Below are 25,111 nucleotides of genomic sequence, written 5' to 3'. Positions count from 1 at the left end.
TGCTAGGACATGGCCTTAACCTGATACCCCCGGAACCACCATGACCGCGCCCCTCAAGGCCATCGACGGCAACGCCGATTTGCCCGCTTTGATGACCGAACTCGCTTCCCGCGCGCGCGCTGCTGCGCGGGTGCTGGCGCTCGCCTCGCCCGAACAGAAAAACCGGGCGCTCGACGCCATTGCGTCCGCGATCCGCAGCCATGCGCCTGATATCCTCGCCGCCAATGCCGATGATGTCGCCGAAGTGGCGGCCGGTGGCGCGACCTCGGCCTTCATCGATCGCCTGACGCTGACGCCGGCCCGGGTCGAGGCGATGGCTGAGGGTGTCGCGACCGTGCGCGGGATTGCCGATCCGATCGGGGCCGTCACCGAAAGCTGGCAGCGCCCCAACGGCATGACCATCCAGCGCGTGCGGGTGCCGCTCGGCGTCATCGCCGTGATCTTCGAAAGCCGTCCCAACGTCGCCGCCGACGCCGGCGTGCTGTGCCTGAAGTCCGGCAACGCCGTGATCCTGCGCGGCGGCTCCGACAGTTTCCGTTCCTGCCGCGCGATCCATGATTGCCTGGTGCAGGGTCTTCGCGAAGCCGGTCTGCCCGAGGCCGCGATCACGCTGGTGCCGACCCGTGATCGCACGGCTGTCGGCCTGCTGCTGACCGGCTTGAACGGCGGCGTCGACGTGATCGTGCCGCGCGGCGGCAAGAGTCTCGTCGCGCGCGTCGAAGCCGAAGCGCGCGTGCCGGTGTTCGCGCATCTCGAAGGCGTCAACCACGTCTATGTCGATCACACCGCCAAGCTCGAAATGGCAAAGTCGATCGTGCTCAATGCCAAGATGCGCCGCCCCGGCGTTTGCGGGGCCGCCGAGACCTTGCTGGTCGATCGGGCCGGCGCGTCAGTCAGCCTGAAGCCGCTGGTCGAAATGCTGATCGATGCCGGCTGCGAAGTGCGCGGCGACGCCGCCGTGCAGCGCGTCGACAGCAGGGTGAAAGCAGCCTCCGACGAGGACTGGGACACCGAATATGAGGACGCGATCATCGCGGCGAAAGTTGTCGATGGGCTCGATGAAGCGATCGCGCATATCCAGAATCACGGCTCGCACCACACCGATGCGATCGTGACGGAAGACGCCGATGCCGCCGAGAAATTCCTGAGCGAGGTCGACTCGGCGATCGTGCTGCACAACGCATCGACGCAATTCGCAGATGGCGGCGAATTCGGCTTCGGCGCCGAGATCGGCATTGCCACCGGCAAATTCCACGCCCGCGGCCCTGTCGGCGCCGAACAACTGACCAGTTTCAAATATCGCGTGCGCGGCACCGGGCAGACGCGACCGTGACCCTGACAACGCTTTCGAGCAAATCCCCGCGCGCGCAGTGGCGGCATTGATGCCGCCGCAATCCGCTTCGCAAGCGATCCCGTTCCACACCAACGGCATGCGCGTCGGCCTGCTCGGCGGCTCGTTCAATCCGCCGCACGCGGCGCACCGCGCCATCAGCCAGTTCGCGCTCAAGCGTCTGAAGCTCGATCGCGTCTGGTGGCTGCTGACACCGGGCAATCCGCTGAAGGATAATGGCGGGCTGCATGGCCTGTCCGAACGCGCCGCCGCTGCGCGCAGGGTCGCCGACGATCCGCGCATCGATATCAGCTGTCTCGAAGCTGTCATCGGCACGCGCTATACTGTCGACACGATCATCCATTTGCGGCGCCGCGTCTCCGGTGTGCATTTCGTCTGGATCATGGGCGCTGATAATCTCGCGCAGTTCCATCGCTGGAAGGATTGGCGGCGCATCGCGTCCGAGGTGCCGATCGCTGTGATCGACCGCCCCCCACAGAGTTTCCGGGCGCTTGCCGCCCCTGCCGCACAGGCGCTGGCGCGGTACCGGGTGCCCGAGAATCAGGCTGCCCGGCTGGCGGAGCAGCGCCCGCCCGCCTGGGCCTTCCTTACCGGCATGAAACTGAACCTGTCTTCGACCGGCCTTCGGAACTCGGACGGAAGCTGGAGGACGAAGTGAGGGTGGGGTCTCACTGGAATGTTGAAACCGTTAACCCCACATGCCTAATATAGCCCGTGGACACCAAGATTCGGCGTTCGCGATACAGTGAAAGGAATGGTCCCTGGCCACATCTGTATTGTCCAAGTCTGTTTTGCCCAAGGTTTCCAAGACTTCTGCTGCAAAGCCAAAAACCGCGCGCAAAACATCGACCAAAGCTGCGGCCTTGAAGGCGCAACCCGACGCCGACAAGACGCTGAATATGATCCTCTCCCGCCTCGACGATATGAAGGCGGAAGAAACGGTCACCATCGACCTTCGCGGCAAATCGGCTTTTTCCGACTACATGATCGTCACCACGGGCCGGGCCAACCGGCACGTCGGCGCGATCGCGGAAAACGTCACCAAGGCCCTGAAGGAAACCGGCATCAAAGGCATTCATGTCGAGGGCTTGCCCAATTGCGACTGGGTGCTGATCGATTCCGGCGATGTGGTCGTGCACGTATTCAGACCCGAGGTGCGCGAATTCTACAATCTGGAAAGGTTGTGGACGCAAAACCCGGCGGCGGCTGAGGCGATCTGAGTTTTTGAGCCGATGCGAATCGGCTGCAGCGCATGTCGCGTGCGCGCGCCGTTGGCGCGCGAGTAAACGATTTGACGCTTTTTCGGCGCGGCATGCTTTGAATGAAGATCGTCGTCGTTTCAATCGGCCGGCTGAAACAGGGCCCGGAGCGGGAACTGGCCGAACGCTATCGCGAGCGCTTCGAGGACATCGGCCGCAAGCTCGGCTTTCGCGGCCTCGAGATTCATGAAATTCCGGAAAGCCGCGCGCGCGACGCCGCGACCCGGATCGCCGAAGAGGCGGCTGCGATTGCAGCGCTGATCCCGGAGAAATGCGTGCTGGTGGCGCTCGACGAACGCGGCAAGAGCATCGACAGCGCAAGCTTCGCCCAGCAGCTCGGCCGCTGGCGGGATGAGGCGGTCGCCAACACAATTTTCACAATCGGCGGCGCGGACGGACTTTCGCCCGATTTGCAGCGCAGAGCCAAACTGCGCATTGCGTTCGGCTCGGCGACCTGGCCGCATCAAATGGTCCGCGTCATGCTGCTGGAACAGATTTACCGGGCCGCGACTATTCTGTCGGGCCATCCCTATCACCGCGCTTAGGCACGGTAGCGTGAATAGAGAGCGCTGAATAACTGGATGCACACAACACGGGACATTCAAGTACGCCCTGACGCCATCGGCCATGATGGTCCGTTGGCGTCGCGTGTTCCGCTTTGCGTCGTGCTGTTGTCCGCAAGCCTGATCGGTCTTTCGCTTTCGCCGGCAGCCGCGCAGGTGACGGCGCCCGCGCAGCCGGCGCCATCCCAACAAGCGCCTGCCCAACAATTGCCTGCCCAGCAAGCCGCCGCGCCCTCCCCCGAAGCCATCAAGGAACGCGAGCAGGAACTGGAAGCCGCGCGCGAGCAGCAGAAGAAGGCCGCCGAGCTGCAGCAGAAGCTGAGAGCTGATATCGCAGCGATCGGGCAGGACCGCAGCAAGCTCAATGCGCAGCTGATCGACATCGCCGCCCAGGTGCGCGGCGTGGAAACGCGCATCGGCGACGCCGAAGCGCGGCTGCGGCCGCTCGACAGCCGTGAGCAGCAGATTCGCAGCTCCCTCGACTCGCGCCGCACCGAGATCATCGAGGTTCTGGCGGCGCTGCAGCGTGCCGGACGGCGCACACCGCCGGCGCTGCTGATCCGCCCGGAGGACGCGCTGCAATCGCTCCGCACCGCCATGCTGCTCGGAGCTGTTGTGCCCGAACTGCGCGGCCGTGCGGAGAGGTTGGCCAACGATCTCGGCGAACTCGTCGCGCTCCGCAAGACCATCGCCACCGAGCGCGATGCGCTGGCGCTCGACCGTGACAAGTTGAAAGACGATCAGATCCGGATGGCGGCGCTGGTCGAGGAGCGGCAGCGCAAGCAGAGCGCGATCGAAAAGGACATGGATGCGGAAGCCGCCCGCGCCATCTCGCTGTCCAAACAGGTCGACAGTTTGCAGGGCCTGATCGCCAAACTGGAGCAGGACCTGAAAAGCGCCGCCAAGGCGGCCGCCACCGCCAGCCTGAAGGGGGCGCCGGTGCCCCCCGGCGGCAAGCCCAATCTGGGGGCTTTGAAGGATCCCGCCCGGCTCAGCCCGGCGATCGCCTTTGCCTCCGCCAAGGGATTGTTCGCCCTGCCGGTCAATGGCCGCAAGATTCGCGATTTTGGCGGTTCCGACGGCGCGGGTGGCGTCGAAAAGGGCATTTCCTTGGCAGCCCGGGCCGGTGGCCAGGTCACAACCCCGTGTGACGGCTGGGTTGTTTACGCCGGGCCGTTCCGCAGCTACGGACAACTCTTGATCCTCAATGCCGGTGGCGGGTATCATGTCCTGATCGCCGGGATGGAGCGCATTTCGGTTAACATCGGCCAGTTTGTACTTACGGGGGAACCGGTCGCCACCATGGGATCGACATCCCAGGTTGCATCGATTCTCGCCACCACCGCGAGTCAGCCCGTGCTCTATGTTGAGTTCCGTAAGGACGGCACTCCAATCGATTCAGGCCCATGGTGGGCCGCAAATGAAGGCGAAAAGGTTCGCGGATGATGCGCAAGACTTCAGTAATTCTCCTCAGCGCCGCCACCGGCGCAGCATTGACGCTCTTCGTGACGCAGCCCCGTTCTGTGCTGATGGGATCGGTCGCGCGTGCGGCGACCTCGGACACCTATCGCCAGCTCAATCTGTTCGGCGATGTGTTCGAGCGCGTGCGCAGCGACTACGTCGAGAAGCCGGACGATTCCAAGCTGGTCGAGTCCGCCATCTCGGGCATGCTGGCCGGTCTCGATCCGCATTCCAGCTACATGGACGCCAAGAGCTTCCGCGACATGCAGGTGCAGACCCGCGGTGAGTTCGGCGGCCTCGGTATCGAAGTCACGATGGAAGACGGCCTGATCAAGGTCGTGTCCCCGATCGACGACACGCCGGCGTCGAAGGCCGGCATCATGGCCAACGACATCATCACCAATCTCGACGACGAAGCCGTGCAGGGTCTCACCCTCAACCAGGCCGTCGAGAAGATGCGCGGGCCGGTCAACACCAAGATCCGGCTCAAGATCATCCGCAAGGGCCAGGACAATCCGATCGAAGTCACGCTGGTGCGCGACAATATCCGCGTCCGTTCGGTGCGCGCCCGCGTCGAACAGGACGACATCGCCTATATCCGCATCACGACCTTCAACGAACAGACCACCGAGGGCCTCAAGCGCGAGATCGGCAATCTGACGAATCAGATCGGCGCCGACAAGCTGAAGGGCTTCATCATCGACATGCGCAACAACCCCGGCGGCTTGCTGGAGGAAGCGGTGACGGTTTCCGACACCTTCCTCGAGCGCGGCGAGATCGTCTCGACCCGCGGCCGCAATGCCGAGGAAACCCAGCGCCGCGCCGCGCATGTCGGCGACCTGACAAAGGGCAAGCCGGTGATCGTGCTGATCAACGGTGGCTCCGCCTCCGCTTCCGAAATCGTGGCGGGCGCGCTGCAGGACCACAAGCGCGCGACGCTGATCGGTACCCGCTCGTTCGGCAAGGGCTCGGTCCAGACCATCATCCCGCTCGGCAGCGGCAACGGCGCGCTGCGTCTGACCACCGCGCGCTATTACACGCCGTCGGGCAAATCGATCCAGGCCAAAGGCATCGTTCCCGATATCGAGGTGCTGCAGGACGTTCCTGACGAGCTGAAGTCGCGTACCGACACCAAGGGCGAAGCCTCGCTGCGCGGCCATCTGAAGAACGACGGCGACGAGAAGACCGGCTCGCAATCCTACGTGCCGCCGGACGCCAAGGACGACAAGGCGCTGAAGACCGCGGCCGACCTGCTGCACGGCATCAAGTCCACCGCGGCGCCGGCGACCGGCGACAAGGCGGCGATCGACAAGCCCGCCACCAAGGCGGCGAACTGATCGAACCACGCCAATTCCCGTGAAAAGGGCGGCCTTCGGGCCGCCCTTTTTTGTTGCCGGTGCCAGATCCTTGTTTCAACGCGTTTTCTACCGCAGATAAGTCTACGCAATCTGCGCACGCTTGATTGCTATGCGAACCGGGTCCCACTTCGCTCGAAAACGCTATATCCCCGCGCCATCCCGGGGTGGACCGCTTTCGAGCGGGTCGCGAGCGCTCGAATCAGGTCCATCGTGGTATCGTCGGCGTGGTTGATTCGGGGAGGTTCATGACGGAAACGGCCGACGAGCTGAGCACGCCGCTCGGACAGGACACCAAGCGCAAGAAGCGCCGGTTCCGGCTGCCGTTCACCGCGATGCAGGCGCTGGCCGTGCTGCTTGGCCTGTTCCTGGTCGGCTTTGCCTCTATCGCCCTGTTTACGGACAATCCCTTTGGCGGCGAGCCGGTCGCGCACGTCGCCATGCGCAAGACGCCGGTGGCTGACGAGAAAGCCACCGCAGCCGCGTCCGGTCCCGCCGGGCAGGCTGCGACATCCGCGCCCAAACAGGCTGCGGCCGGCGAGAACAAGACCGTCACCATCATCGACGGATCCAGCGGCAAGCGGCAGGACGTCGTGATCGGCGGCGATGCCGGCAACAAGAACGATGCGGAGACAGCGCCCGCAACCGCGATGGCCGGCATCGATCCGCGCCTGTTGGAGAAGTCGCGCTACGGCATGATCCCGGTGGTTGCCGACGGCCTGAAGCCATTTACGGTCTATGCCGCCGACGCCGACCGCGCCAAGGCCGCCAAAATGCCGGTGGTCGCCATCGTCGTCGGGGGCCTCGGTGTCGGCGCCGCCAAGACGGTTGATGCCATCATGAAGTTGCCGCCCGCCGTGACGCTGGCGTTCACGCCCTACGGGGCCGACCCGACGAAACTCGCCGAGCGCGCGCGGGCGCAACGCCACGAGATCCTGCTGCAGGTTCCGATGGAGCCGTTCGATTATCCCGACAACGATCCCGGCCCGCAGACCCTGCTGACGACGCTGGCGCCCGAGCAGAATATTGACCGCCTATATTGGCATATGAGCCGTATCCAGGGCTATGCGGGGATCGCCAATTTCATGGGCGCGCGCTTCGTGGCGACGGACGCCGTGATGCAGCCGATCATCCGCGAGGCGGCCAAGCGCGGCCTCGGCTATCTCGATGACGGCTCCACCCCGCGCAGCGCCGCCCCCGCATTGGCGGCGGGGCAGGCGATGCCCTTCACCAAGGCCGATTTCACCATCGACGCGGTGCCGACCTCGGCCGAAATCGACCGGACGCTGCTCAAGCTCGAAACCCTGGCCAAGGAACGCGGCCTGGCCGTCGGCGTAGCCTCTGCCCTACCGATTTCGATCGAACGGCTCGCCGCCTGGATCAAGACGCTCGAGACCCGCGGCATCCTGCTTGTGCCATTGACAACGGCGATGCTGAAATCAAAATCAGGCTAGGGATCAACCTGATGGCGCCGATCCGGCATTGCCGGATTGCGCCGCCCGATCGCTCGAATTGTGTGTAGGAAACCTGCAAGGAAAAACGACGGAATGGCGCGCTACGAAGACCTGCCTTACCGGACATGCGTCGGCATGATGCTGATCAACGCAGCGGGGCTGGTCTTCATCGGTCGTCGCGCCGGCGGCATCGAGCATGTCGACGAAACGCACGTCTGGCAGATGCCGCAAGGCGGCGTCGATCCCGGCGAGGACACCTGGGCGGCGGCAAAGCGCGAACTCTATGAGGAAACCAGCGTTCGATCGGTGGAGAAACTCGGCGAGGTCGCCGACTGGCTGATCTACGACATTCCGCGCACCGTGGCCGGCCGCACATGGAAGGGCCGGTACCGCGGGCAGCGCCAGAAATGGTTTGCGGTCCGCTTCACCGGCAAGGACAGCGAGATCAATGTCGCGAGCCCCGGCGGCGGCCATAAGGCCGAATTCATCAGCTGGCGCTGGGAACCGATGAAGAATCTTCCGAGCCTGATCGTGCCGTTCAAGCGGCCGGTCTATGAGCGCGTGGTGAAGGAATTTTCCGGCCTCGCGGGCTTGTAGTTGTCTAGTTTTGACGCGTTTTCTCAACGCGAACCAGTGCCCACTTCGCTCGAGAACGCCATGTCAGACAAACCCTACCGCCCCAATGTCGGGATCGCCTTGTTCAACGCCGCCGGTCAGGTGCTGATCGGCCGGCGCTTCCGCGACGATGGACCCGAGATCATCCTCCCCGGCCTCGAATGGCAGATGCCGCAGGGCGGCATCGACGCCGACGAGAACCCGCGCGATGCCGTGATGCGCGAACTCTGGGAGGAGACCGGCGCGGTCAGCGCCGAGCATCTCGGTGAAACCGACTGGATGACGTACGAATTTCCGCCCTATGACGGCCCTCCCTCGCATCGCCTTGCCAAGTTTCGCGGCCAGCGGCAGAAATGGTTCGCGCTGCGCTACACCGGGCGCGATGACGAGATCGACCCGCTGACACCGCGCAACGGGCAGCCGGCCGAATTCGACCAATGGCGCTGGGAACGGCTCGACCGCGTCGCCGGTCTCGTGGTGCCGTTTCGGCGCGAGGTGTACATGGCCGTCGCCACGGCGTTCGCTCGATTTGCAGCCACGCCTACTTGAGAAAGTGCCGATGCCTATCCGTGCAATATTTTTCGACGTTGGCGAGACGCTGATCGACGAAACGCGCCTGCTGCACGGCTGGGCCGACACCATGGGCGTCGATCGGGCCGAGTTTCTGACCGTGCTCGACGATATCATCGCCAAAGGCGAAAATTACCGCCTGATCTTCGAGCGGCTGCGGCCGGGTTTTGACGTCCGCGCCGCCGCCGCCGAGCGCAAGCGAACCGGAACTGATTTCAGGATTGAAGCGCGCGATCTCTATGCCGACGCCAGGCCGTGCCTGTCCGAACTGACGCAAGACGGCTGGTTTGTCGGTATCGCCGGCAATCAACCGCCCACGGCCAAGGCCGCGCTCGAATCGTTCGGGCTGGAGGCCAGATTGATCACGACATCGGCGGAACTCGGCGTCGACAAGCCTTCGCTTGATTTCTATCGCAAAACGCTCGCGATGACTGACCTTGATCCAGCGGAAGTGCTCTATGTCGGTGACCGTCTCGATAACGACGTCATTCCGGCACGGAATTTTGGCATGAAGACCGCCTTACTTGAGCGCGGGCCGTGGGGTCGCAACCATGTGCGCTGGCCCGATGCCGCGCTCGCCGATTTCATACTGAAAGATCTGGCCGGATTGCCGGCCTTGTTGCGTGGGATGAAGCGCCAAGGCTGATATAAGCCGCTAGTTGGGCCCGACCGTAAACGGCCCGACCGCGACCACGCGACAATCGCTGTCGCGCTTGGCACAGTCGCTGAGGGCTTCGTTGACTGCGGCTTGCTCACTGGCTTGCTTCAATCCCAGACCAGGCCGCCTGGCGGCGCCTACCGCGACCGCGCTCCATCCACTCGCGGCATCGGCAAGTCTGCGCGCAGCCTCGTCGCGCGCTTCAGGTGCGATCAGCGTCGTGTCTGCGGCCTTGAAGAAACCGGTAACCTTCATGGTTGCCGGAACTGGAATGATGAACGTGTCGTTCAGCGCTACGATCATGCAGGGAACGCCGGCGATGGCGCCACACGATTCCAGAGTCCGTCGCGCCGCCTCCTCGACCGTATCCACACCAAGGGTCATGTAGTATTGACCGACGCCGGGACCGACTGCCAGCATCTTGGTCTTACGGGCCGGCACATAGATATTTTCAATCCGCGCCTTGCCGGGCTCACGCGTCAACGGCATCTCCTTTGAGGAAAATGGCCGTTCGATTGTCTGGTCGTGTTTGATCCAGGGCGGCGGCGGCATGGGCGGCTTGCCGTGCGCATAAACGACTTTGTTGCCGACAGCATAGAGTTCGCATTTTCGCGGTGACGAAGCGCTGTCCGCGCGCTTCTGGCATTGCTCGACCGCCATGCCTTTTGCCACGTCTTCACTCGCCTGCCCCGTGACGAAGGCGTTGAATCCGCTGAAGTTAAGCGCGACCGCCTTGAAGTCGTTGCCCGGCACGTACTCCTTTTCGAGCACCGCGCGAATTCGCTCACCGACAAACGGCACGGCAGCGATTGCGAGGGTCTCACCAGACGGCGAAGAAGGCGATGGAGATGATGGTGCAGCCGCCGGCGAGACAGACGCTGGCGCCGGCGCCGCGCTCACACGGCTGCTCGCTACTTGCGGCGCCTGTTTCGCCGCCATGTTCTCAAGCTTGGTGAAATACAGAAAGCCGCCGACGCCGATCGCGGCCAAACCGACCAGGGTGACCGCAGCTGGCCACATCCAGTTTGGCGCACCGTGATCCGAAGCCTTGATCGGCTTCTTGACCTGCGGCGTCGAGTAGGAGCCATCCTCGCGCCGCATCGCCACCATGAAGGCATGCACCGGGGTTGGGATGTTCTTCACTTCCTGCGCGCCGATATCGGCGAACTGCACCGACAATTTGTTAGCGACCTGCTCGTGCACCGCGCGCGAGACGCAGATGCCACCGACCTCGGCGAGGCCCTCGAGCCGTGCGGCGATGTTGACGCCTTCGCCCAGCAGGTCGCCGTCGCGCTCGACCACATCGCCGATCGTGATGCCGATGCGAAACGACATCTGCCGGCTCGGCGGATACGCCATGTTGCGGGTGCGCAGGCTTTCCTGAATATCGATGGCGCAGCGTACGGCTTCCACCGCGCTCGGGAATTCGGCAAGCACCGCGTCCCCCGCGGTATTGAAAATGCGGCCACCGTATTTGGCGATGAAATCGTCGGTCACCTGACGATAGGACGCGAGCCGCCGCAGCGTTTCCTCTTCGTCCTCGGACATCAGGCGGCTGTAGCCGGCAATATCGGCCGCAAAAATCGCCGCGATCTTGCGCTTCATTAAAAAACAGCCCCGGACCACGTTCTGGTACGGGAGAATGCCGTCAGAAGTTCCCGGGCGCAACTGTAGCGGTTCCGGGCACAGCCGGGACGGCTCGCGAAAGAAATACAGCCGCAAAAAGTTCAGCGCCCGTCACGGTGTGACGAGCGCTGGTGTTTTTCAGGGGCCTTCATTGCGCCCCGGAGCGGACCCCGGGGCTTAATGCATCGCCGTGGAGCCGAGCTGATGCTCGATGCTCTTGAAGTGATCGAGCCGCTCGATCGCGTGGTCGAGTTCGGAGCCTTCCTTCTCGGCGAGCTTGGCTTCCATCTCGGCAATCGTCTCGGCAAACTGGGCCCGATCGATGTCCTGAATCGAGGTGGCAACATCGGCCAGCACGGTGAGGCCCTTCTCCGACATTTCGGCGAGACCGCCGAGCACGATAATCTTCTGATGCGTGCCGCCGGAGGTGATGGTCAGGATGCCGGGACGGACCGCGGCCACAACCGGCGCATGGCCGGCCAGCACGCCGAAATCGCCTTCCACGCCGGGGACGTCAACCTGATCGACCTCGCCGGAGAAGGAGAGTTTTTCGGGGGAAACCAGATCGAAGTGGAACGTGGCCATGGATCTTTCCGTTCTTTTCCGCTGTCACCCGCGGGCTTGACCCGCGGGTCCATCAAGAGAATTTTCTTGGCGATGGATTGCCGGGTCATTGGTGTGAAGACGCGCTTCGCACTTTTGGCCGGCAATGACGAAGTAACTTAAGCGGCTTCAGCAGCCAGCTTCTTGCCCTTCTCGACGGCTTCTTCGATGTTGCCGACCATGTAGAACGCTGCTTCCGGCAGGTGGTCGTACTTGCCTTCGCACAGGCCGCGGAAGCCCTTGATGGTATCGGCGAGGTCGACGAACTTGCCGGGCGAGCCGGTGAACACTTCGGCGACATGGAACGGCTGCGACAGGAAGCGCTCGATCTTGCGGGCGCGGGCAACCGCGATCTTGTCCTCTTCGGAGAGTTCGTCCATGCCGAGAATGGCGATGATGTCCTGCAGCGACTTGTAGCGCTGCAACACCTGCTGAACCATGCGCGCGGTCTCATAGTGCTCCTGGCCGACGACCAGCGGAGACAGCATGCGCGAGGTCGAGTCGAGCGGATCCACCGCCGGATAGATGCCCTTTTCCGAAATCGCGCGGTTCAACACCGTGGTCGCGTCCAAATGGGCGAACGAGGTTGCGGGCGCCGGGTCGGTCAAGTCGTCGGCCGGCACGTAGATCGCCTGCACCGAGGTGATCGAGCCCTTGTGGGTGGTGGTGATGCGCTCCTGCAGCGCGCCCATGTCGGTGGCGAGCGTCGGCTGATAACCCACCGCCGAAGGAATACGACCCAAGAGCGCCGACACTTCGGAGCCTGCCTGGGTGAAGCGGAAGATGTTGTCGACGAAGAACAGCACGTCCTGGCCCTGGTCACGGAAATGCTCGGCGACGGTCAGACCGGTGAGGCCGACGCGGGCACGGGCGCCCGGGGGTTCGTTCATCTGACCGAACACCAGCGCGCATTTCGACTTCACGTTCGGATCGGGATTGTGCGGATCGGCGTTGACCTTGGATTCGATGAACTCGTGATAGAGGTCGTTGCCTTCGCGGGTGCGCTCGCCGACGCCGGCGAACACCGAATAGCCGCCGTGCGCCTTCGCGACGTTGTTGATCAGTTCCTGAATCAGCACGGTCTTGCCGACGCCGGCGCCGCCGAACAGGCCGATCTTGCCGCCCTTGGCGTAGGGCGCCAAGAGGTCGACGACCTTGATGCCGGTGACGAGAATTTCAGCTTCGGTGGACTGGTCGGTATAGCTCGGCGCTTCCGCATGGATCGGACGCAGGCCTTCCGACACCATCGGACCGGCTTCATCGATCGGCTCTCCGATCACGTTCATGATGCGGCCGAGCGTGCCGGCGCCGACGGGAACGCGGATCGGCGCGCCGGTGTCGGTGACTTCCTGGCCGCGAACCAGACCTTCGGTGGTGTCCATCGCGATGGTGCGCACGGTCGATTCGCCGAGATGCTGCGCCACTTCGAGCACCAGGCGGTTGCCGCCGTTCTTGGTTTCGATGGCGTTCAGAATGGCGGGCAGATGCCCTTCGAACTGCACGTCGACGACGGCGCCGATCACCTGGGTGACGTGTCCGGTCTGGTTTGCTGCTTCGGCCATAAAACTCTCTCCTTCGAATTCTTGTCTTTCGGAAGTCAGGGTGTCGCGCGAATGGCTAGAGAGCCTCGGCGCCGGAGATGATTTCGATCAGCTCCTTGGTGATCTGGGCCTGACGGGTGCGGTTGTAGATAAGGGTCTGCTTGCGGATCATGTCGCCGGCGTTGCGGGTGGCGTTGTCCATCGCGCTCATCTGCGCGCCGTAGAACGAGGCGTTGTTTTCCAGCAGCGCGCGGAAAATCTGCACCGCGAGATTGCGCGGCAACAGGCGCGTCAGGATCTCGTCTTCTTCCGGCTCATATTCGTAGGACGTGGACGGACCGGCATTCGCGGCCGGCGCTTCCACCACCAGCGGAATGATCTGCTGCGCGGTCGGGATCTGGGAGATCACGGACTTGAAGCGCGAATAGAACAGCGTGCAGACGTCGAATTCGCTGGCATCGAAACGCGCCAGAACCTTCTTGGCGATATCTTCGGCATTGATGAAGCCGAGCTGACGCACCGATTTCAGGTCGAGATGTTCGACGATCTGCTTGTCGAACTGGCGGCGGAGCTGCTCGTAGCCCTTGCGGCCGACGCAGAAGAACTTGACCTCTTTGCCCTGGGCGATCAGCGACAACGCGCGTTCGCGCGCCAGACGCACGATCGACGAATTGAATGCGCCCGACAGACCGCGCTCGCCGGTGCAAACCAGCAGCAGGTGAACCTGATCGTTACCGGTACCGGCCAGCAGCGCCGGCGCGCCGGGCGAACCCGCGGCGGCGGTTGCGATGTTGGAGATCACCGCGTCCATCTTTTCCGCGTAGGGCCGCGCCGCTTCGGCGGCGGTCTGCGCGCGGCGCAGCTTGGAGGCCGCGACCATCTGCATGGCCTTGGTGATCTTCTGCGTCGCCTTGGTCGAGGCGATGCGGACCCGCATGTCTTTCAGTGAAGCCATTCTTAGTTCACCCTTGCGACCTGCTTTTCAGCCCGGCCGCGAACCCCTCGTTGGTCATGCCCGGCCTCGTGCCGGGCATCCACGTCTTGTCTTTTCTCCACGCCAAAAGACGTGGATGGCCGGGACGAGCCCGGCCATGACGGATTATGCAAGCGTCTTGGAGAAACTCTCGACAACCGCCTTCAGCTTGCCCGCAGTTTCGTCGCTGAGATCGCGGCTTTCGCGGATGCTGTTGAGGATTTCGACGTTCTTGCCGCGCAGCAGCGACAGCAGGCCGTCTTCGAAAGGACGCACCTTGTTGAGCGGAAGCGCATCGAGATAGCCGTTGGTGCCGGCCCAGATCACGCAGACCTGCTCTTCCATCTTCAGCGGCGAGAACTGCGGCTGCTTCAGGAGTTCGGTCAGGCGCGAACCGCGGTTCAGCAGGCGCTGTGTCGAGGCGTCGAGGTCGGAACCGAACTGCGCGAACGCCGCCATTTCGCGGTACTGCGCCAGCTCACCCTTGATCTTGCCGGCGACCTTTTTCATCGCCTTGGTCTGCGCCGACGATCCGACGCGCGACACCGACAGACCGACGTTCACTGCGGGACGGATGCCCTGGAAGAACAGATCGGTTTCCAGGAAGATCTGACCGTCGGTAATCGAAATCACGTTGGTCGGAATGTAGGCCGACACGTCGTTGGCCTGGGTTTCAATGACCGGCAGAGCGGTCAGCGAGCCCGAGCCCTGGTCCTTGTTGAGCTTGGCGGCGCGCTCGAGCAGGCGGGAATGCAGGTAGAACACGTCGCCGGGATAGGCTTCGCGGCCCGGCGGACGGCGCAGCAGCAGCGACATCTGACGGTAGGCGACGGCCTGCTTGGACAAATCGTCATAGATGATGACGGCGTGCATGCCGTTGTCGCGGAAATATTCGCCCATCGTGCAGCCGGTGAACGGCGCGATGTACTGCATCGGCGCCGGGTCGGACGCGGTAGCGGCGACCACGATCGAATATTCCAGCGCGCCCTGCTCTTCGAGCACCTTCACGAACTGGGCGACGGTGGAGCGCTTCTGGCCGATCGCGACATAGACGCAATACAGCTTGATGTTCTCGTCCGGCTGCGCGTTGAGCGGCTTCTGGTTCAGAATGGTGTCGAGCGCGATCGCGGTCTTGCCGGTCTGGCGGTCGCCGATGATCAGTTCGCGCTGGCCACGGCCGACCGGGATCAGTGCATCGATCGCTTTGAGGCCGGTCGCCATCGGCTCGTTGACCGACTTGCGCGGAATGATGCCGGGCGCCTTGACGTCGACGCGCTTGCGTTCGGTGGCCTGGATCGGACCTTTGCCGTCGATCGGGTTGCCGAGCGCGTCGACGACGCGGCCGAGCAGGCCCTTGCCGACGGGCGTATCGACGATGGCGCGGGTGCGCTTGACGGTCTGGCCTTCCTTGATCTCGCGGTCGGCGCCGAAGATCACGATACCGACGTTGTCGGTTTCGAGGTTGAGCGCCATGCCGCGGGTACCGTTCTCGAACTCGACCATCTCACCGGCCTGGACGTTGTCGAGGCCGTAGACGCGGGCAATGCCGTCGCCGACGGACAACACCTGTCCGACTTCGGTAACTTCAGCCTCCTGGCCGAAATTCTTGATCTGGTCCTTGAGGATCGCGGAAATTTCCGCGGCGCGGATGTCCATCAGCCTGCCTCTTTCATCGCGTGCTTGATCGAATTGAGTTTGGTGCGAAGCGAACTATCCACCATGCGGCTGCCGAGCTTGACCACCAGGCCGCCGATAATAGAGGGATCGACTTTCACGTTGAGCGCGACGTCCTTGCCCGTCACTGACTTCAGTGCGGTCTTGAGAGCGTCGAGATTCTTGTCGCTGAGCGCTTCGGCGACGGTGACGTCTGCCGTAGCTTCGCCCTTGAACTTCGCCACCAGCGCGCGGAAGGCGCGGATCACGTCGCCGACGGCGAACAGCCGGCGATTGGCGGTCAGGACTTTGAGGAATTTGGCAGAAGTGCCCGAAATTCCGGCCTTGTCGAGTATAGCGGTGAGCGCCTTCGACTGCGCATCTGCCGAGAATACCGGACTGCGGACCAGGCGCTTCAAATCAGCGCTGTCGGCCAGCATGGCCTCGAATCTATCGAGATCGGCTTTTACCGCGTCGATCGATTTCTCGTCGCGCGCCAACTCGAACAAGGCCGTTGCATAACGGCCTGACACTCCCGAAACGGACGGATCTTCAGCAGCCACAGAGACGCTCTTTTTTGCTGTCAAACTCGCAAGGGAAAAACCGTCGCCACGGAAGCGGCGCCTAGCGATCCAAGCCCTTGGAATTCAAGCGGGACTTCGATTTTCGACCGGCACGAGAGGTGCCGGGATCGTTAAAATCGCGGCTTTGCTAACATAGCAAGCGCGCAGGTGCAACATGACGGCGCGCGCGGGCGATGCCTTGTCGCACGACTATTTTAGTTGGCCTCTAATCCAATTTTCCAAGGTCAGTTTCCAAAGCCAATTTTTTTGCGCCAGTTCGCTGCGAACAGCCATCACGATTTTGCTGCCACGAACCCGCGCCGGCACGGCGCGTCAGCGACAAGCTCAAATGTTCCGCCCGTATTTGCATGGGCGCCATGTATCTCCGGAACAACCCGAATCCGGTTCCCCACCGTTTACTTGCCGTAACGCCATGAACACTAACGAACACTTAACTCATCAGTAATTCCAAGTATTGGAATGGTTAAAAATTCGTTAAAGCAATGCATTAATAACGGGAATTCGACTAGTTGATCTAGGTAACAAGATATGTCAGCCGGAGCGAAACGAGGATTACTGCCCAATTCATGCCTCATTGCCTGATCAAACGGCCATCTCACACACGGGAACGGGGGTTCCACTTGTCACATATGTGGCAATACTGTCTGAGGGATTATTTTGATGTTGATTACCAAGAACCTGCTGCCGGGAACTATCATCCGGTCGCGTACGGCGTTTGCTTTGATCGCGGCAACAGTCCTGGTCGGCGGCAGCATTACCGAAGCTTCGGCCAAATCCAGGCACCACCGCCATCACCACCACCACGCTCAAAAGGCGAAGAGCAACTGGCAGGACGCCAACGCCTCGATCGGCTCGGGCTCCGGGCGCAGCTTCTCGGGCATGGCTTCCTTTTACGGCAATGAATCCGGCAGCAAGACCGCGTCCGGCCAGCGCTTCAACCAGAACGCCATGACCGCGGCCCACCGCAGCCTGCCGTTCGGCACCAAGCTCCGGGTGACCCATGGCGGCCGCAGCGTCATCGTCACCATCAACGACCGCGGCCCGTTCATTAAGGGGCGCGTGCTCGACCTTTCGACCGGCGCTGCCAGCGCGGTCGGACTGACCCGCGCCAAGGGCATCGGTCGCATCACCGCCGAGGTCGTCTCCTAAGCACTGATCGAGCGCCGTTTCCGGTTCAACAGACTAGGTAAGCGTTGCGTAGCGTAACGGTCGCGGAATCTTTCACGCACCGATAAGGGCCTGCCGTCGCAAATGACGGCAGGCTTTTTATTTGGCAGCGCCCGACTTGCTACCTCGCCCACGCGGCGCGCAGCCACTCTGGCCACCACGGTGGCAGGAGGATCGTGCTAGGTTTCCGAAGGCAACAATCGCACAGCCCTCCGCAGCCCTTGAACCAGCACTGACGAGATCGATCATGAGCCAGATCAAAACCGTGGAACAACTGAGAAGCGTTCTTCCCGAACCACGGGCGACCACCAAGGCCAAGATCGCTCCCTATCTCGACGAACAGGCGATCGACTTCCTGCAAACCTGCCCGTTTGGGCTGATGGCCACGGCCGGTCGCGACGGGCCGATCGAGGTCTCTCCGAAAGGCGACGAGCCCGGCTTTGTCCGCGTCGAAAATGAAACAACGGTTCTGCTTCCGGAACGGGCGGGCAACAACCTTGCGTTCGGCCTGCAGAACATCATCGAGACCGGCCGGATCGGGATGATTTTCCTGCGACCCCGGACCGGCGAGACGCTGCGGCTCTCGGGCCGGGCCGAGATCTTTGACGACGCCGAACTGCTGGCGACACTTGGCAAGGAAGGCCGTCCGGCGCTGCTGGCGATCCGGATCCACATCGAACGCTGCTATTTCCACTGCGCCCGCTCGGTGCTCCGGTCGAAGCTCTGGCAACCCGAGCATTGGCCGGAGCCCAAGCGTATCTCGTTCGGAAAAGTCTTCGCGGCGAGGGCCGGCGCCGACGAGGATCAGGCGGCGAAAATCGACGCCTTTGTCGAGCAGGGATACACGACCAATCTGTGGTCGAATGGTTGATGCGCGATCTTCAGGTGATGAAAGCTTTTACAATCTCGAGGTTCTTCGATGCGCAATTGCGCATCTGAGGTTCGCGCTTGGCGCGCCCCCAATTGCCGCCGTTTCCACGCTATTGCGTGACGGTAGGCCAACTTCTCCTAATACTCATTCGCCATTGCGAAAGAAATTCTTTGCGTCCATTGGAAGCGATCACCATCACGCTTCGCAAAATCGGTTCGATGTAGCCAATCCATTGCGTCTCGATAGAGCGCCGGCGGTTCAAACCAGGGATTTGTGTAGTCGGGCGGATTCCACCAAGGCAATGTCGGAGCGAATTGACAAGCAATTTGAACGAATGCGCGAATGACTACTTTAGCCCTCGGATCGTCTGCGCTCATCGTGCGCGCCAGAAAATCCGGCATTTCATCAACTGCATGAGCAAAAAGCCAATATGAGCGGCCGTTAGCGTGAGGTGTTAGGACGAGGATGCCGACCGAAGCCAGAGCTTCCTCAACCTCAGCGAAAGCGACCATATCAGTGTCGTGAACACCAAGGCCCACAATGCGTTCGAAGCGCTTCTTCCCATGATTGTAGTAACCAAGACAGCGGTTAGCTAACGCGGCAGCCAGATGCCCGCAAAGCCTCCCCTCTGGATTGTCATCACGTCCGGTATTCACTGCCCTCTCACTTCCCGACGATTTCGCTGCGCCATTTCATCGCCATATGTCGAGCACGTCGTTCGCGGTCCGGTACGCCAGGGCGGCCTCACAAAAAGCTCTGCGGATCGACGTCGACCTCGAGCTTGAGATTGCCTTTTGTCTTCGGACCCGCCGCGAGCCATTCGCGCAAATAGTCCGACAGATCGACGTTGCGCAGCGATTTCACCAATAGCCGGAAGCGATAGCGGCCCTTGATGACGGCCAACGGCGCTTCGGCAGGGCCCAGCACCTGGATGCGCTCGTCGATCGGCGCGATGGCGGCAAGCTTGCGCGCAAAACCTTCGGCGGTCGGCCGGTCGCCGGCGGAAATGATCAGGCTGGCGAGCCGGCCGAAGGGCGGATAGCCCGATCGTTCGCGCTGATCGATTTCAGTCGCATAGAACGCCTCGCGATCGCTTGCGACCAGCGCCTTCATCACGGGATGATCGGGCTGATGGGTCTGCAGGTAACCGATGCCGCGACCCTGATCGCGCCCGGCGCGGCCGATCACCTGGTTGAGCAATTGAAACGTCCGCTCGGCAGCGCGCGGATCGCCATTGCTCAGGCCCAGATCCGCATCGACGACACCAACCAGATTGAGCCGCGGAAAATTATGTCCCTTCGCCACCAATTGCGTGCCGATGATGATGTCGACGCGGCCCTCGGCGATTTCGTTCAGTTCGCTGCGCATGGTTTCGATCGAGGTGATCAGGTCGCTCGACAGCACCATGGTGCGCGCGTTCGGGAACAACTGCGCGGCCTCCTCCTGCAGGCGTTCGACACCGGGGCCGATGGCAGCCAGCGATTCCTCGGCCGCGCAGTGCGGACAGATGTTCGGGCGCGGCATCGAGAAGCCGCAATGGTGACAGACCAGCCGCTGGCGAAAGCGATGATCCACCAGCCAGGCGTCGCAGATCGTGCAGGAGAAGCGGTGCCCGCAGGCGCGGCACAAGGTCAGCGGCGCGTAGCCGCGGCGATTGAGGAACAACAGCGCCTGCTCGCGCTTCTCGATCGCCTGCCCGATGTAATCGGCAAGCCGCGGCGAGACGAAGCGGCCGCGCGGCGGCGGTTCGCGGCGCAAATCGATCGCCTCGATATGCGGCATATGCTGGCCGCCGAAACGCGACGGCAGCGCAACGCGCTGATAGCGCCCCTTGCGCGCGTTGACTTCGGTCTCGATCGACGGCGTGGCCGAAGCCAGGATGATCGGGATTTTCGCGATATGTGCGCGCACCACTGCCATGTCGCGGGCGTGATAATGCGCGCCGTCATCCTGCTTGTAGGCCTGGTCGTGCTCCTCATCGACGATGATCAGGCCCAAATCCGCATAGGGCAGAAACAATGCCGAGCGCGCGCCGACCACGACCGGCGCTTCGCCGGCTGCGATCGCCGCCCAGTTGCGGGCGCGGGTGCGCGGCGTCAGCTCGGAATGCCATTCCAAGGGACGCACCCCAAAACGCTGCGCGAAGCGGTCGAGGAATTGCCCTGTCAGTGCGATCTCCGGCATCAGGATCAGCGTCTGCTTGCCGCGGCGGATGATTTCGGCGATCGCCTCGAAATAGACTTCGGTCTTGCCCGACCCGGTGACGCCGTCGAGCAAAGCGACGTGAAAGCTGCCACTCGCCGCCAGCGCCCGCATTGCATCGACGGCCGTGCGCTGCTGCCGGGAAAATTCAGGCTGGGCAAACGACGGATCGGGCGCCGGCGGCGCCAGCGGCGGCGGCATCGCCTCGATCTGCAGCGTACCCTCATCGACCAGCCCGTCGATCACGCCCGAACTGACGCCAGCCTCCCGGGCGGCTTCGGACTTGCCGTGCAGCAGGCCATCCGACAGCACGTCAATCACCCGCCGCCGCGCCGGCGTCAGGCGCCGTGGCGGCTCACCGACCAGCCGCACGCCAAGCCGCATCCGCTCGGGGCCGAGATTTTCACCCATCCGCAAGCTCATGCGCAGCACCATGCCGCGCGCCGAGAGCGTGTAATTGGCGACCCAGTCGACGAGCGAGCGCAGTTCCTGCTTCAGCGGCGGCACGTCGAGCTTTTCGCCGACATCCTTCAGGCGGTTATGCAGGCGCGGATCGGGATTGGCGTTCTCCGCCCACACCACCGCCACCACCTCGCGCGGCCCCAGCGGCACGCAGACGACGTCGCCGGGCTTCAGCTCCATGCCGCGCGGCACGCGATACGAATAGGCCTGATTGAGCGCAACCGGCACCAGCACATCAACGACGCGCGTCGATGTGGCGGAGGAACTGGTGCTGCGCGTCGAATGGTCCATCGGGAATCAGGCTTAAGGGGTGCAGGGACTCAAGTTAAGAGGCGCTCAAGTTAAGGGCGCGCGGTCGCGAGGACCAGTGGCACCGGCGCTGGTGGGGGCAAGTTAGCGAACGGTAAACGAAAGAGGTGCGATATAATCAGGAGAATCAGGGCGCCCATAGTCCATGACCAAGCCTGTTCCGTCACTTCAACCGATCGAACTCGATTGCGCCGACGCGACGCTGGCGCTGGAGATGACGCGCTGGCTGTCGCATCTGCGCGCCGAACGGCGGCTGTCGCCCAAGACGCTGGAGGCCTACGCCCGTGACCTCCGCCAATGCCTGATTTTCCTCGCCGAGCACTGGGGGCGAAAAGTTACGCTCAAGGGGTTTGCAGCGCTGGAAGCCAGCGACATCAGGGCCTTCATGGCGATGCGCCGCGCCGACGACATCGGAGGCCGCTCGCTGATGCGGGCGCTGGCGGGGCTGCGCTCGTTCGGTCGTTTTCTGGAGCGCGAAGGCAAGGGCAAGGTCGGCGCGCTCTCGGCGATCCGTGCGCCGAAAATCGGCAAGAGCCTGCCGAAGCCGATCCAGATGGCGGCCGCCAAGCGTTTTGCCGATGCTGACGAGCGCGCCGGCGAGGATCGCGACCCCTGGATCTGGGCGCGAGACGCCGCCGTGATGGCGCTGCTGTACGGCTCGGGCCTGCGCATCTCCGAGGCGCTGGGGCTGAAAAAGCGCGACGTTCCGCGGCCAGGCGAAGGCGACGTCATCATCGTGACCGGCAAGGGCAACAAGACCCGCATGGTACCGGTGCTGCAAAACGTGCTGGCGCTGATCGCCGATTACACCGCCGTCTGCCCGCATCAGCTTAACCCGGAGGGACCGATTTTCGTCGGCGCACGCGGCGGGCCGCTCAGCCCGCGAATCATCCAGCTCACCATGGAGCGGCTGCGGGGCGCGCTCGGCCTGCCCGACAGCGCGACGCCGCATGCTCTGCGGCATTCATTCGCCACCCACCTGCTGTCACGCGGCGGCGATCTGCGCGCGATCCAGGAATTGCTCGGCCACGCCTCGCTCTCGACCACGCAGATCTATACCGGCATCGACAGCGAGCGGCTGCTGGAAGTGTACAAGACCGCGCACCCGCGCGCCTGAACGCCGGCCGCGCTCTGACATACTATCGTCACATCGTGCACTTCCCCTGCCCGCCCCTTGCGCTGGCCGAATGGTTCCGGCAATCGTAAGCAGGTCACCTGGCAGGAGGGAATCATGGGCGCACATGAAAGTATGGAGCATGCGGAGCACGCCGAGCACGCTTCCAGCTCCAACAAGAGAATCGCATTGCTGATCGCCGTCATTGCGCTGTTTCTTGCGCTGTCGGAGACTCTCGGCAAGGGCGCACAGACCGAATCGATCAGCAAGAATGTCGAGGCGTCGAACCTCTGGGCGTTCTTCCAGGCCAAGAGCATCCGCCGCACCACGGTTCAGGCCACCGCCGAGCACGCCAAGCTGAGCCTCGGGGTCACCACTGATCCGGCCGCAAAGGCGGCGCTGCAAAAGCAGATCGACGACTGGACCAAGACGGCGGCGCGCTATCGCTCGGAGCCGGAAACCGGCGAGGGCTCGGAAGAACTCATGAAGCGCGCCAAGCATGCCGAACATTTGCGCGACGAGGCGATGGCCAAGTACCATCACTACGAAGTCGCCTCGGCCGCGTTCCAGATCGGCATCGTGCTGGCATCGGCGACCATCATCACCGGCATGATCGTGCTGGCCTGGGGTTCCGCCCTGCTCGCCGTGATCGGAATTGGCTTCACCTTTATCGGCCTGTTCGCGCCGCATCTCGTGCACTTGATGTAGCTTGCCCGCCTCTCCCATCGGGAGAGGCGGAGCCGGCGCTAGCGCGCTTCGTGCACGCGTTTGCGAAAGCGCTGAATCAGCCTCAGCATCCGGCCTGACCAGCCCTCGCCGTCGCCGCGCAGCATCTCGGCGATCCGGCGCTTGACCGGCTCCACCAATGCAGCCGCCCTGGCGCGCAGCATCATGATGAACTCATAGATCTTCTTGAACCACTGCATCTTCAGCAGCTTCGGCCGCGTCACATCGAAGATGAAGGCAGTGACGCCGACGCCGACGAATTTTCCGAGAACGATGACGACGATCGCGCTGATCCAATATTCATTCGCCAGCAGCCACAGCCCGACCAGTTTGAGCGGAAACAGCGGGATCACCGGCACCGCGAATACGATCAACGTCATCGCCGGCGACAGCGTAGCGACACGCTCGGACAGCCATCGCTTAAACGCGCGGAATGGAATCCACGCAACGACGCGCTCGACGATCGGCTCGAGATGATCCCACAGCCATGCTTCGATCAGGAAGATGACCGCAAGCAGAATCCATAACGGCTTAAGTAGACGGCGCAACATCCGGGTCATCTCGACCCGACGTGTGCCGGGTATCAATCACATATGGATGGCCCGTTTGCCGACCGCAAGCGCGGCTTCCTTGATGGCCTCGGAGCGGGTCGGATGCGCGTGGCAGGTCCGAGCCAGATCCTCGGCGGAACCGCCGAACTCCATCAGAACAGCGGCTTCATGGATCATTTCGCCGGCTTCACGGCCGATGATGTGCACGCCGAGCACGCGATCGGTCTTCGCATCTGCGAGAATCTTCACAAAGCCGTCCGTGGTCTGGTTGACCTTGGAGCGGCCGTTGGCGGTGAAGGGGAATTTGCCCGACGTGTAAGCCACGCCCGCCAGCTTTAGCTCTTCCTCGGTCTTGCCGACCGATGACACTTCCGGCGTGGTATACACAACGCCCGGGATCACGTCGTAGTTCACATGCCCGGCTTGCCCGGCAATGATTTCGGCGCACGCCACGCCTTCATCCTCGGCCTTGTGCGCCAGCATCGGACCGGCCACCACGTCGCCGATCGCATAGACGCCCTTCACGCTGGTCGAGAAATGCGCATCGATCTCGACGCGGCCGCGATTGTCGATGATGATACCGGCCTCCTTCAGGCCAAGACCGTCGGTGTACGGCACACGGCCGATACAGACCAGCACCACATCGGCTTCGATGGCCTCGGCTGCACCGCCGGCCGCCGGCTCGACCTTGACTGACAGCGTCTTGCCTGACGTGTCGACGCCGGTGACCTTGGCGCCGAGCTTGAACGCAAAGCCCTGCTTTTCGAGAATGCGCTGGAATTGTTTTGCCACTTCGCCGTCCGTGCCGGGCAGGATGCGATCGAGGAATTCCACCACGGTGACTTTCGCCCCTAACCGGTGCCACACCGAGCCGAGTTCGAGACCGATCACGCCGGCGCCGACGATCAGCAGGTGTGAGGGCACCTTCTCAAGCGACAGCGCGCCGGTCGACGACACGATGCGCTTCTCGTCGATCTCGATGCCCTTCAGCCGCGCGATGTCGGAGCCGGTAGCGATCACGATGTTTTTGGTCTCGACCGTCTGTGCCTTGCCTTCACTGCCGGTCACTTCGACCTTGCCGGCGCCAAGAATCTTGCCCGTGCCGCTGATGACGTCGATCTTGTTCTTCTTCATCAGGAACTCGACGCCCTTGACGTTGCCGTCGATGCCCTGCTGCTTGAAGTTCATCATCGAAGGCAGGTCGAGCTTCGGCGTCGAAACGCTGACGCCCATTTTTGCAAAGGAGTGCCCGGCTTCCTCGAACATCTCGGATGCATGCAAGAGCGCCTTCGACGGCATGCACCCGACGTTGAGACAGGTGCCGCCGAGCGTCGCATTCTTCTCGACCACGGCCACCTTCATGCCGAGTTGCGCGGCGCGCACCGCGCAGACATATCCGCCCGGACCGGTGCCGATGACGACGAGATCGTAAGAAGCCATGAT

General features: G+C 63.0%; 24 protein-coding genes. 14 read left to right on the top strand and 10 right to left on the bottom strand.

What is annotated here, in order from left to right:
- Positions 1-40: 40 nt before the first annotated feature.
- The 10 genes from JQ641_RS28615 to JQ641_RS28570 all read left to right on the top strand — a co-directional run bounded on the left by JQ641_RS28615 (position 41) and on the right by JQ641_RS28570 (position 9,274).
- On the top strand, positions 41-1,333 hold the full coding sequence (locus JQ641_RS28615; protein WP_211999214.1) for a glutamate-5-semialdehyde dehydrogenase: 1,293 nt from the start codon (positions 41-43) through the stop codon (positions 1,331-1,333).
- 49 nt (positions 1,334-1,382) lie between these two features.
- Entirely contained in the window at positions 1,383-2,009 is a 627-nt protein-coding gene (locus JQ641_RS28610) for a nicotinate-nucleotide adenylyltransferase (RefSeq protein ID WP_211999213.1), read from the top strand.
- Positions 2,010-2,214: 205 nt separating this feature from the next.
- Positions 2,215-2,571, top strand: a complete 357-nt coding sequence (rsfS, locus tag JQ641_RS28605) for a ribosome silencing factor (RefSeq protein ID WP_192739152.1) — start codon at positions 2,215-2,217, stop codon at positions 2,569-2,571.
- A gap of 101 nt (positions 2,572-2,672) precedes the next feature.
- On the top strand, positions 2,673-3,155 hold the full coding sequence (rlmH, locus tag JQ641_RS28600; protein WP_211999212.1) for a 23S rRNA (pseudouridine(1915)-N(3))-methyltransferase RlmH: 483 nt from the start codon (positions 2,673-2,675) through the stop codon (positions 3,153-3,155).
- Between the two features lie 93 nt (positions 3,156-3,248).
- A complete protein-coding gene (locus tag JQ641_RS28595; protein ID WP_249150784.1) occupies positions 3,249-4,619 on the top strand; it encodes a murein hydrolase activator EnvC family protein in 1,371 nt (456 codons plus the stop codon).
- A complete protein-coding gene (locus JQ641_RS28590; RefSeq protein WP_192739042.1) occupies positions 4,616-5,971 on the top strand; it encodes a S41 family peptidase in 1,356 nt (451 codons plus the stop codon). Before JQ641_RS28595 ends, JQ641_RS28590 begins: the two co-directional genes overlap by 4 nt.
- Before the next feature lie 266 nt (positions 5,972-6,237).
- Entirely contained in the window at positions 6,238-7,443 is a 1,206-nt protein-coding gene (locus JQ641_RS28585; protein ID WP_211999211.1) for a divergent polysaccharide deacetylase family protein, read from the top strand.
- A 93-nt stretch (positions 7,444-7,536) separates the two neighbouring features.
- A complete protein-coding gene (locus JQ641_RS28580) occupies positions 7,537-8,040 on the top strand; it encodes an RNA pyrophosphohydrolase (protein WP_211999210.1) in 504 nt (167 codons plus the stop codon).
- Positions 8,041-8,100: 60 nt separating this feature from the next.
- Positions 8,101-8,607: an RNA pyrophosphohydrolase gene (locus JQ641_RS28575; RefSeq protein ID WP_211999209.1), complete on the top strand. Its 507-nt coding sequence runs from the start codon at positions 8,101-8,103 to the stop codon at positions 8,605-8,607.
- A gap of 10 nt (positions 8,608-8,617) precedes the next feature.
- Positions 8,618-9,274, top strand: coding sequence for an HAD family hydrolase (locus JQ641_RS28570; RefSeq protein WP_211999208.1), 657 nt, complete (start codon positions 8,618-8,620; stop codon positions 9,272-9,274).
- Positions 9,275-9,283: 9 nt separating this feature from the next.
- Here the strand turns inward: JQ641_RS28570 and JQ641_RS28565 are convergent, their stop codons facing one another.
- The 6 genes from JQ641_RS28565 to JQ641_RS28540 all read right to left on the bottom strand — a co-directional run bounded on the left by JQ641_RS28565 (position 9,284) and on the right by JQ641_RS28540 (position 16,245).
- Positions 9,284-10,891, bottom strand: a complete 1,608-nt coding sequence (locus tag JQ641_RS28565; RefSeq protein WP_211999207.1) for an adenylate/guanylate cyclase domain-containing protein — start codon at positions 10,889-10,891, stop codon at positions 9,284-9,286.
- Positions 10,892-11,089: 198 nt separating this feature from the next.
- Positions 11,090-11,497, bottom strand: coding sequence for a F0F1 ATP synthase subunit epsilon (locus JQ641_RS28560; RefSeq protein ID WP_211999206.1), 408 nt, complete (start codon positions 11,495-11,497; stop codon positions 11,090-11,092).
- Positions 11,498-11,634: 137 nt separating this feature from the next.
- Positions 11,635-13,077, bottom strand: a complete 1,443-nt coding sequence (gene atpD / locus JQ641_RS28555) for a F0F1 ATP synthase subunit beta (RefSeq protein WP_211999205.1) — start codon at positions 13,075-13,077, stop codon at positions 11,635-11,637.
- Between the two features lie 55 nt (positions 13,078-13,132).
- Positions 13,133-14,011, bottom strand: a complete 879-nt coding sequence (locus tag JQ641_RS28550; RefSeq protein WP_211999204.1) for a F0F1 ATP synthase subunit gamma — start codon at positions 14,009-14,011, stop codon at positions 13,133-13,135.
- Between the two features lie 144 nt (positions 14,012-14,155).
- Positions 14,156-15,685, bottom strand: a complete 1,530-nt coding sequence (gene atpA, locus JQ641_RS28545) for a F0F1 ATP synthase subunit alpha (protein WP_211999203.1) — start codon at positions 15,683-15,685, stop codon at positions 14,156-14,158.
- On the bottom strand, positions 15,685-16,245 hold the full coding sequence (locus JQ641_RS28540) for a F0F1 ATP synthase subunit delta (RefSeq protein ID WP_192739033.1): 561 nt from the start codon (positions 16,243-16,245) through the stop codon (positions 15,685-15,687). Before JQ641_RS28540 ends, atpA begins: the two co-directional genes overlap by 1 nt.
- Before the next feature lie 681 nt (positions 16,246-16,926).
- On the opposite strand from JQ641_RS28540, the gene JQ641_RS28535 reads away from it, so the two are divergent.
- On the top strand, positions 16,927-17,415 hold the full coding sequence (locus tag JQ641_RS28535; protein WP_211999202.1) for a septal ring lytic transglycosylase RlpA family protein: 489 nt from the start codon (positions 16,927-16,929) through the stop codon (positions 17,413-17,415).
- Between the two features lie 265 nt (positions 17,416-17,680).
- Positions 17,681-18,304: an MSMEG_1061 family FMN-dependent PPOX-type flavoprotein gene (locus tag JQ641_RS28530; RefSeq protein ID WP_211999201.1), complete on the top strand. Its 624-nt coding sequence runs from the start codon at positions 17,681-17,683 to the stop codon at positions 18,302-18,304.
- A 137-nt stretch (positions 18,305-18,441) separates the two neighbouring features.
- Here the strand turns inward: JQ641_RS28530 and JQ641_RS28525 are convergent, their stop codons facing one another.
- Together JQ641_RS28525 and JQ641_RS28520 are read right to left on the bottom strand one after the other, a co-directional pair.
- Positions 18,442-18,960 (bottom strand): hypothetical protein, encoded by a 519-nt coding sequence (locus tag JQ641_RS28525; protein ID WP_211999200.1) that lies wholly within the window; start codon positions 18,958-18,960, stop codon positions 18,442-18,444.
- An 88-nt stretch (positions 18,961-19,048) separates the two neighbouring features.
- Positions 19,049-21,259: a primosomal protein N' gene (locus tag JQ641_RS28520; protein WP_211999199.1), complete on the bottom strand. Its 2,211-nt coding sequence runs from the start codon at positions 21,257-21,259 to the stop codon at positions 19,049-19,051.
- Between the two features lie 163 nt (positions 21,260-21,422).
- Here JQ641_RS28520 and JQ641_RS28515 point away from each other — a divergent pair, with 163 nt between their 5' ends.
- On the top strand, positions 21,423-22,394 hold the full coding sequence (locus JQ641_RS28515) for a tyrosine recombinase XerC (protein ID WP_211999198.1): 972 nt from the start codon (positions 21,423-21,425) through the stop codon (positions 22,392-22,394).
- Between the two features lie 114 nt (positions 22,395-22,508).
- Entirely contained in the window at positions 22,509-23,099 is a 591-nt protein-coding gene (locus tag JQ641_RS28510; protein WP_211999197.1) for a DUF4337 domain-containing protein, read from the top strand.
- A gap of 38 nt (positions 23,100-23,137) precedes the next feature.
- Here JQ641_RS28510 and JQ641_RS28505 read toward each other — a convergent pair whose 3' ends face one another.
- Together JQ641_RS28505 and lpdA are read right to left on the bottom strand one after the other, a co-directional pair.
- Positions 23,138-23,668, bottom strand: coding sequence for a hypothetical protein (locus JQ641_RS28505; RefSeq protein ID WP_211999295.1), 531 nt, complete (start codon positions 23,666-23,668; stop codon positions 23,138-23,140).
- Positions 23,669-23,704: 36 nt separating this feature from the next.
- Positions 23,705-25,108, bottom strand: a complete 1,404-nt coding sequence (gene lpdA, locus JQ641_RS28500; RefSeq protein ID WP_211999196.1) for a dihydrolipoyl dehydrogenase — start codon at positions 25,106-25,108, stop codon at positions 23,705-23,707.
- Positions 25,109-25,111: the final 3 nt, after the last annotated feature.

It is taken from the genome of Bradyrhizobium sp. JYMT SZCCT0180 (genome assembly GCF_018130165.1).
Classification (GTDB): Bacteria; Pseudomonadota; Alphaproteobacteria; order Rhizobiales; family Xanthobacteraceae; genus Bradyrhizobium.
Note: the sequence above shows the minus strand (reverse complement) of the source record. Positions and strands in the feature narration are given on the sequence as shown.

Excerpts from the sequence above, each read along its gene's own strand:
- rlmH (WP_211999212.1), top strand. The coding sequence starts at position 2,673 with ATGAAGATCGTCGTCGTTTCAATCGGCCGGCTGAAACAGGGCCCGGAG.
- JQ641_RS28560 (WP_211999206.1), bottom strand. The coding sequence starts at position 11,497 with ATGGCCACGTTCCACTTCGATCTGGTTTCCCCCGAAAAACTCTCCTTC.
- JQ641_RS28580 (WP_211999210.1), top strand. The coding sequence starts at position 7,537 with ATGGCGCGCTACGAAGACCTGCCTTACCGGACATGCGTCGGCATGATG.
- JQ641_RS28565 (WP_211999207.1), bottom strand. The coding sequence starts at position 10,891 with ATGAAGCGCAAGATCGCGGCGATTTTTGCGGCCGATATTGCCGGCTAC.
- JQ641_RS28530 (WP_211999201.1), top strand. The coding sequence starts at position 17,681 with ATGAGCCAGATCAAAACCGTGGAACAACTGAGAAGCGTTCTTCCCGAA.
- JQ641_RS28510 (WP_211999197.1), top strand. The coding sequence starts at position 22,509 with ATGGGCGCACATGAAAGTATGGAGCATGCGGAGCACGCCGAGCACGCT.
- lpdA (WP_211999196.1), bottom strand. The coding sequence starts at position 25,108 with ATGGCTTCTTACGATCTCGTCGTCATCGGCACCGGTCCGGGCGGATAT.
- JQ641_RS28505 (WP_211999295.1), bottom strand. The coding sequence starts at position 23,668 with ATGTTGCGCCGTCTACTTAAGCCGTTATGGATTCTGCTTGCGGTCATC.
- JQ641_RS28585 (WP_211999211.1), top strand. The coding sequence starts at position 6,238 with ATGACGGAAACGGCCGACGAGCTGAGCACGCCGCTCGGACAGGACACC.
- JQ641_RS28575 (WP_211999209.1), top strand. The coding sequence starts at position 8,101 with ATGTCAGACAAACCCTACCGCCCCAATGTCGGGATCGCCTTGTTCAAC.
- JQ641_RS28520 (WP_211999199.1), bottom strand. The coding sequence starts at position 21,259 with ATGGACCATTCGACGCGCAGCACCAGTTCCTCCGCCACATCGACGCGC.
- atpA (WP_211999203.1), bottom strand. The coding sequence starts at position 15,685 with ATGGACATCCGCGCCGCGGAAATTTCCGCGATCCTCAAGGACCAGATC.
- JQ641_RS28570 (WP_211999208.1), top strand. The coding sequence starts at position 8,618 with ATGCCTATCCGTGCAATATTTTTCGACGTTGGCGAGACGCTGATCGAC.
- JQ641_RS28535 (WP_211999202.1), top strand. The coding sequence starts at position 16,927 with ATGTTGATTACCAAGAACCTGCTGCCGGGAACTATCATCCGGTCGCGT.
- JQ641_RS28610 (WP_211999213.1), top strand. The coding sequence starts at position 1,383 with ATGCCGCCGCAATCCGCTTCGCAAGCGATCCCGTTCCACACCAACGGC.
- JQ641_RS28550 (WP_211999204.1), bottom strand. The coding sequence starts at position 14,011 with ATGGCTTCACTGAAAGACATGCGGGTCCGCATCGCCTCGACCAAGGCG.
- JQ641_RS28515 (WP_211999198.1), top strand. The coding sequence starts at position 21,423 with ATGACCAAGCCTGTTCCGTCACTTCAACCGATCGAACTCGATTGCGCC.
- atpD (WP_211999205.1), bottom strand. The coding sequence starts at position 13,077 with ATGGCCGAAGCAGCAAACCAGACCGGACACGTCACCCAGGTGATCGGC.
- JQ641_RS28615 (WP_211999214.1), top strand. The coding sequence starts at position 41 with ATGACCGCGCCCCTCAAGGCCATCGACGGCAACGCCGATTTGCCCGCT.
- JQ641_RS28590 (WP_192739042.1), top strand. The coding sequence starts at position 4,616 with ATGATGCGCAAGACTTCAGTAATTCTCCTCAGCGCCGCCACCGGCGCA.